General features: G+C 62.6%; 5 protein-coding genes and 2 pseudogenes. 4 read left to right on the top strand and 3 right to left on the bottom strand.

Annotated elements, in window-relative coordinates; genetic code table 11:
* Positions 1–210: 210 nt before the first annotated feature.
* Positions 211–671 (bottom strand): annotated as a pseudogene (locus tag ACH196_RS37545) (ferritin-like domain-containing protein).
* 267 nt (positions 672–938) lie between these two features.
* Here ACH196_RS37545 and ACH196_RS37550 point away from each other — a divergent pair.
* Positions 939–1,334 (top strand): RidA family protein, encoded by a 396-nt coding sequence (locus ACH196_RS37550; RefSeq protein ID WP_396651905.1) that lies wholly within the window; start codon positions 939–941, stop codon positions 1,332–1,334.
* 127 nt (positions 1,335–1,461) lie between these two features.
* Here ACH196_RS37550 and ACH196_RS37555 read toward each other — a convergent pair whose 3' ends face one another.
* On the bottom strand, positions 1,462–2,394 hold the full coding sequence (locus tag ACH196_RS37555) for a LysR family transcriptional regulator (protein WP_396651906.1): 933 nt from the start codon (positions 2,392–2,394) through the stop codon (positions 1,462–1,464).
* Positions 2,395–2,602: 208 nt separating this feature from the next.
* Here ACH196_RS37555 and ACH196_RS37560 point away from each other — a divergent pair, with 208 nt between their 5' ends.
* Genes ACH196_RS37560 through ACH196_RS37570 form a run of 3 tightly spaced genes read left to right on the top strand, consistent with a single transcriptional unit; the run spans position 2,603 to position 5,649 of the window.
* On the top strand, positions 2,603–3,859 hold the full coding sequence (locus ACH196_RS37560; protein ID WP_396651909.1) for a serine hydrolase domain-containing protein: 1,257 nt from the start codon (positions 2,603–2,605) through the stop codon (positions 3,857–3,859).
* 36 nt (positions 3,860–3,895) lie between these two features.
* Positions 3,896–4,777 (top strand): NAD(P)H-binding protein, encoded by an 882-nt coding sequence (locus ACH196_RS37565; protein WP_396651907.1) that lies wholly within the window; start codon positions 3,896–3,898, stop codon positions 4,775–4,777.
* Between the two features lie 35 nt (positions 4,778–4,812).
* Entirely contained in the window at positions 4,813–5,649 is an 837-nt protein-coding gene (locus ACH196_RS37570) for an aldo/keto reductase (RefSeq protein ID WP_396651908.1), read from the top strand.
* 499 nt (positions 5,650–6,148) lie between these two features.
* Here ACH196_RS37570 and ACH196_RS37575 read toward each other — a convergent pair.
* Positions 6,149–6,420, bottom strand: a pseudogene (locus tag ACH196_RS37575) (hypothetical protein); the annotation flags it as partial.

Genomic DNA, 6,420 nt, shown 5'->3' on the forward strand with positions numbered 1-6,420 from the left:
TCGAGCGTGCGACGCGCACCCTGCTATGGGCGCAGCGGCGGGCATTGGAAGAGACCGCCAAGTTGGAAGCCGACTTGGCTATCATGCGGGCGATGGCGCGGGCGGCGAGATAGACCACCCTATTGGTTTAAATCAGGTCCAATAAGGGGAATTATCGAAGCCTATTTTCGACGGGTGCGGGCAGTGCGCCGCACCCGCATAAAATGGTCGTCATACCTTGTTGACAGATGTGACCGCCAGGTTTGTCAGCTTGTTGTTCGTCGCCTTCTCTTGGTCGAGAATCTCACTCAGAAGCTTGTGAGCCTGATCATGACCGAGAACCTTCGCCCATTCGCGGAGCGACCCGTACCGCGCGATTTCGTAGTGCTCGACGGCTTGGCAGGCGGCGAGCAGTCCAGCATCCAGCGCAGTTCCAGAGGCTTCCTCTATTAGGCCGTCCGCCTCTTTTAGCAGCCCCTCGATCGCATCACACTTTTCGCCTTTCGCCTTCCTGCCGATGGACTCAAATACCTTTCGAAGAGTGGCGATCTGCCCCTTGGTCTCTTCCAAATGTTCCTCTGCGGCTTTTTGAGTTTGGCATCCTTGGCCGCCTTGGCAACCTTTGGCAGGGCCTTGGTGATTGCGTTCTCGGCATAGAAAACGTCTTCGAGGGTGTGTTTGGAGACGACGATTGTCGCCTGCGAACTGAAAACGCGCCAATCAACTTCACCGCCATAAAACACATGGCGCTTAATCTCCTGAAAACCGTTCCGGAGAAGTTGAGCCTGCGCCTCAAACGAAAGGCCGCCTGGGACGACCAGTTCCTCTGCTCTATCCTCGCCCAACCTTAACTCACCCGATTCCCCTGCCACTCTTCGGGTAGCCAGGGAGTCGGGGTATTACTCGAGCCTGTTTGACCGAGCTTAACCATTCTAGACCAGAACCATGGAGCAAGATTAATGTCGCGAACGATAATCTCCACTCCCAACGCACCAGCGGCTCCAACCTCCTACAGCCAAGCGGTCAAGGCCGCAGGATTGGTTTTCGTGTCGGGAACTGCGCCGATCGACCCATCAACCGGGCAAATTGTGGAGGGCCCTGTCCAGGCGCAGGTCGCGCAATGCCTCCGCAACATCACCGCCATTCTGGAGGCTGCGGGCAGCAATTTAGAAAGTGCGGTCAGTGCGACGCTAATCGTGGCCGACGAGGAGGATTTCGCGGATGCCAATGAGGAATGGCTTAAGTGGTTTCCTACAAACCCACCGGCCCGCCAAGGAGCGAAGATGCCGGTGCGCATTCCCAACATGAAAGTCTCGATAGCAATGATTGCCGAGGCAACGGTAACTCTAAGTTAGCCGACGTCGTCGGCGCGCCACGAAGCTTGCGGGCGAGTCAAGGGGGATCCAAATCCCTCGACTGCTTCTCCTCCGCTTTCACGACCGCGTAGCGAGGTTGGAATCCCCGTATCTGCGGCACCTGCGTTTACGAACTCGCGCGGCGTTCGGGCGAGGTCTCCGCCATGGCGGCAACCTCTCGGATAAATTCCAGAAATGCTCGTACCTTCGCCGGGGGCAGATGCCGCGAGGGGTGGTACGCATAGAGCGGATAACGCTCCTGCGACCAGTCCGGCAAAATCCGCACCAGCTCGCCGCGTGCCAGGAAGGGTGTCAGACCCACGGCGAGGCTTTGGAAGACGCCTTGCCCCGCCACGCAGGCGGAGACTGCAACGGAAGGATCGTCCAGCAACAGGCGGCTCGAAACCTTGACCTCGACGATCTCGCTGCCGCGGTGGAACTCCCACGGAAACGGCAGTCCCGTCTGCGGATCTCGGAAGAGGAGCGCCTCGTGATGGACGAGGTCATGGGGCGAACGCGGCTCGCCATGACGTTCGAGATAAGCTGGCGCGGCGACCGTAAGGATCGGCGTTTCGAGGAGCTTGCGTACGATGAGCGATGATCCGTCCGGCGGCCCGAAGCGCACCGCAACGTCGACGCCTGCCATCATCTCCTCGCGGTAGTTGCTGGTGGACAGATCGAGCTGGAGCATCGGATAGCGCGCTAGGAATTGCTGGAGCGCCGGCGCGAGGACCATGCGGGCGAACCAGGGATCAACGGACACGCGCAGCCGCCCGCTCACGACCGCTGCGGCGCCCGCCGCTTCGGCCGCCGCCTCGTCGAGACCGGCGAGTAGCGGCAACACCTGCGCGTGAAAGCGGCGCCCTTCCTCGGTAAGGCTGACCTCGCGCGGATTGCGGTCAAAGAGGCGAACACCGACCCGGGCCTCAAGGCGCGCAACTGCCCGGCTCACGCCCGATGGTGTCACACCAAGTAGTTCCGCGGCCCGGGCGAAGTTTCCGGCTTCCATGACCGCCGCAAGGACGCCGACGCCGGTGAGAAGCCGCGTGTCGAAAGCCATTCCATCTCCCCAAGCGTCGATGCCGAAGCCGCTTCCAATCCTATAGTGATTGAGAGTCACTATAGCATTGATATTAATGTGCGTGAATCACAGCATAGCGTTGGCGTAGAACGGCTCCATCGCAACACCATCGCGGGCAAGCAACCACAGGCGGCTTCCTGCGATCCCCAAAAGGGGGCCAGCCATGAACCAGATGACACGCAGAACCATGCTCCGGAGCGGAGGCTTGCTGGGCGCCCTTCTGGCGCTCGACGCGGTCAGCCCCGCTCTAGCCGCAACGAGACCAACCGCATCCTTGCGGAGTGCGGGGGCAATCGATGCAGTCTTGGGCGGCGGCGTGTCCCGTAACGATGTCGCCGGGGTCGTCGCCATGGCAGCCACCAACAACGGGATCGTCTACGAGGGCACCTTCGGCAAGTCGAACGTCGCAACCGGTGCGCCGATGACAGCCGATACTGTGTTCTGGCTGCTGTCGATGACCAAGGCCTTCACCGCAACTGCCTGCATGCAGTTGATCGAGCAGGGCCGCATCAACCTCGACGACGATGCGGCCAGGTATCTGCCCGAGCTCGAAGCGCCGCAGGTACTCGAAGGCTTCGCCGCCGAGGGCACGCCGCGCCTACGGCCTGCCAACCGCGCCATCAAGGTGCGGCACTTGCTCACCCATACCTCCGGCTTCACCTACTCGATCTGGAGCGAGGCTCTGACCCGCTTCGAGCAGGTCACCGGCATGCCGGACATCGCCACCTGCAAGAACGCCGCCTTCACGGCGCCGTTGGAATTCGATCCGGGCGAGCGCTGGGAATACGGCATCAGCATGGACTGGGTCGGCAAGCTGATCGAGGCGGTCTCCGACCAGTCGCTTGAGGTGTATTTCCGCGAGAACATCTTCGCGCCGCTCGGCATGAGGGATTCCGGCTTCTTGATCGGCAGCGGTCAGAAGAAGCGCGTCGCCACCTTCCACAGCCGCCGCGCCGATGGCGGACTGGAGCCGGCACCGTTCGAGATGCCGCAGCGGCCGGAGTTCTTCATGGGTGGCGGGGGCGCATTCTCCACGCCGCGCGACTACATGGCCTTCCTGCAGGCGCTGCTGAACGGCGGCGCGATGGGCAGCACGCGCATCCTGCGGCCAGAGACGGTCGCGCTGATGATGCAGAACCAGATTGGCGAGTTGAACGTCCGCGAGATGCGCTCGGCACAGGCGCCCTATTCGCGCAGCTTCGACCAGTTTCCCGGGCAGCCGCACAAATGGGGCCTGTCCTTCGACATCAACACGCAGCCGGGCTCGAACGGGCGCTCACCGGGCAGCATCTCATGGGCTGGCCTGCTGAACTGCTACTTCTGGCTCGACCCGGTGAAGCACGTCACCGGCGCACTCTTCACGCAGGTGCTGCCCTTCTATGACGAGCGCGTGGTCGCGCTCTACGGCGCCTTCGAGCGCGAGCTCTATGCCGGCCTCGCCTGAACCGCTCAATCCCACAAGCTCGACTGGAGAACCACCATGTATGCCATCACCGGAATCACCGGCAAGGTCGGCGGCGCGCTGGCGCGCAGCCTGCTCGCCGATCATCTGCCCGTTCGGGCCGTGCTGCGCGACGAGGCCAAGGCGGCCGAGTGGCGCGCCAGAGGCTGCGAGGTCGCCATCGCCGAGATGAATGACGCGGCAAGCCTCGCCGCCGCCTTCAAGGATGCGGAGGGCGTCTTCATCCTGCCGCCGTCCGAGTTCGACCCGGAGCCCGGCTTCCCCGAAGCCCGCCGCATCATCGAGGCCGTGACGACGGCACTCGGCGAGGCTCGTCCCGCCAAGGTCGTGTGCCTGTCCACCATCGGCGCCGACGCGGCCCATGAGAACCTGTTGACCGCACGCACGTTGATGGAGCAGGCGCTCGGCGGCCTCGGCCTGCCGGTCACCGTCCTGCGGCCCGGCTGGTTCATGGAGAATGCCGTATGGGACGTGCCCGCCGCACGCGACGAAGGGGTCCTCCGGAGCTTCCTTCAGCCGGCCGATCGAACCTTCCCGATGGTCGCGACCGAAGACGTAGGGCGCACCGCTGCCGCGCTTCTGCGCGAAGACTGGAGCGGGACCCGCGTCGTCGAACTGGAAGGGCCACGGCGCGTGTCGCCGAATGACCTCGCTCACGCCTTCGGAGAGGCGCTTGGACACCCTGTGCGTGTCGAGACCGTGCCGCGCGAGACCTGGGAGGGCATTTTCCGCGCGCAGGGCGCCCGCAACCCGCAGCCCAGGATGCGCATGATCGACGGCTTCAATGAAGGGTGGATCGACTTCGCCGATCTGGGCCACGCGGCGCGGAAGGGGTCCGTCACAATTGAGAGCGTCATCGCCGAGCTGGTGACAGCCAGTCGCGGCAAGGCTGCGGCCTGAGCCGCCGGCCCCACAGCCACTGCAAGGAGAAGATCATGGAAACCATCACCACACAGGGCGTGGCCATTCCACGCCTCGGCTTCGGCACCTTCCGCATGCCCGGCGCCGACGCGCAGCCCGTGGTCGAAAGCGCCATTGCGCTCGGCTACCGGCACATCGACACCGCCGCGATGTACGAGAACGAAGCTGCCGTCGGCGCCGCGATTGCCGCGTCCGGCATTCAACGCGACGAACTCTTCGTCACCACCAAGGTCTGGCACGACCAGCTCGCGCCGGATGCGCTCCACCGGGCCTTCGACGCCAGCCGACGCAAGCTCGGTCTGGATCATGTCGACCTCTACATGATCCATTGGCCCTCGCGGGACATGGACATGGCAGCGACGCTGGAGGCGCTGGTGTCCCTGCGCGAGCCCGGCCTGACGAAGGCGATCGGCGTATGCAACTTCAATCTGCCGATGCTTCGTCGCGCCATCGAGGACATCGGCGCGCCGATTGCCAGCGTCCAGCTTGAATATCACCTCTTCCTGTCGCAGGCGCCGACGCTGGCCTATCTGCGCGGACAGGGGATTCCGCTGACTGCCTACGCACCGCTCGCGCAGGGGCGGGCGGCGAACGATCCGACGCTTGCTGCGATCGGCCTCAAGCATGGCTGCAGCGCCGCGCAGATCGCCGTCGCATGGCTGCTGGACCAGCCGGGCGTCGCGCTGATCCCCAAGGCCGCGCGTGTACAGAGCCAGAAGGCCAATCTGGATGCCCTTGCGGTCCGGCTCGACGACGAGGATCGCGCCGCCATTGCTGCGCTCCCTAAAGACCAGCGCTTCGTGCGGCCGCCTTTCGCTCCTGACTGGGATGCTTCCGATAGGCTGGCATGAGGTTACGAGGCTCAGATGTCCAGTTTGCAGTGCGCCTCTTCGGCGGCAACGGTTCGGCGTTGCACTTCCCAAATCCAAAATCTATCATAGAAACAACCACATACCGATTCTCAATTTCATCCTCCCGGGCGCGCCGGACGAGAGTCGAGCCGACTGTCTGTCTCGAACTCATGTCTGCTTTGCTGGACTCGTCTTGCGAAGACGCCAGTCCATACACGGCCCCTACGCTGCCAGTCTGCAACGCGCCCGAGGCTGTGTGAAAACTCAGCCTGGACCTTCCGTATGAGAATGTGGTTCCTGACGGAGCCTAGACTTAGAACATCGATCTAATCCGGAGCTGCCAGAAACAGATTTTGAGAACAGAATTTTACGATCTTAGGCGTGAGAAGCGTTTTCACACAGCCTCCGCCCCATATCGGTCATCCAAGCCGATACCGCCCTTTCCCTTAACCGGTCATTGCTGAAACAAACAGCGAAGCCTGTTTAGAGCGTCGGGCGATTAATATGCAACGTATCCTGTTTGCTTGAGATAATTCCAGCATTCATCTGGTTGGAAGAGGTCGCAGACGTTGCCGATGGCACGCCAGAGATGATCGTAGGTTCGGGCTGCGGCCTTGCGCAGCCAGTGTTTGAGCTTGGCGAAGGCCATCTCGATCGTGTTTTCATGATGACTCTCCTGTCCGGATTCCTGTTGAGGCGTGGGATAGGCTGACGAGCCAGATACGTTGTGTTCCCACTTTTGCGATGCGCCCCTTGAGCTTTCCGCGTCGG

The sequence above is a fragment of the Mesorhizobium sp. IMUNJ 23232 genome, from assembly GCF_044326205.1.
In the GTDB taxonomy this organism is placed as follows: Bacteria; Pseudomonadota; Alphaproteobacteria; order Rhizobiales; family Rhizobiaceae; genus Kumtagia.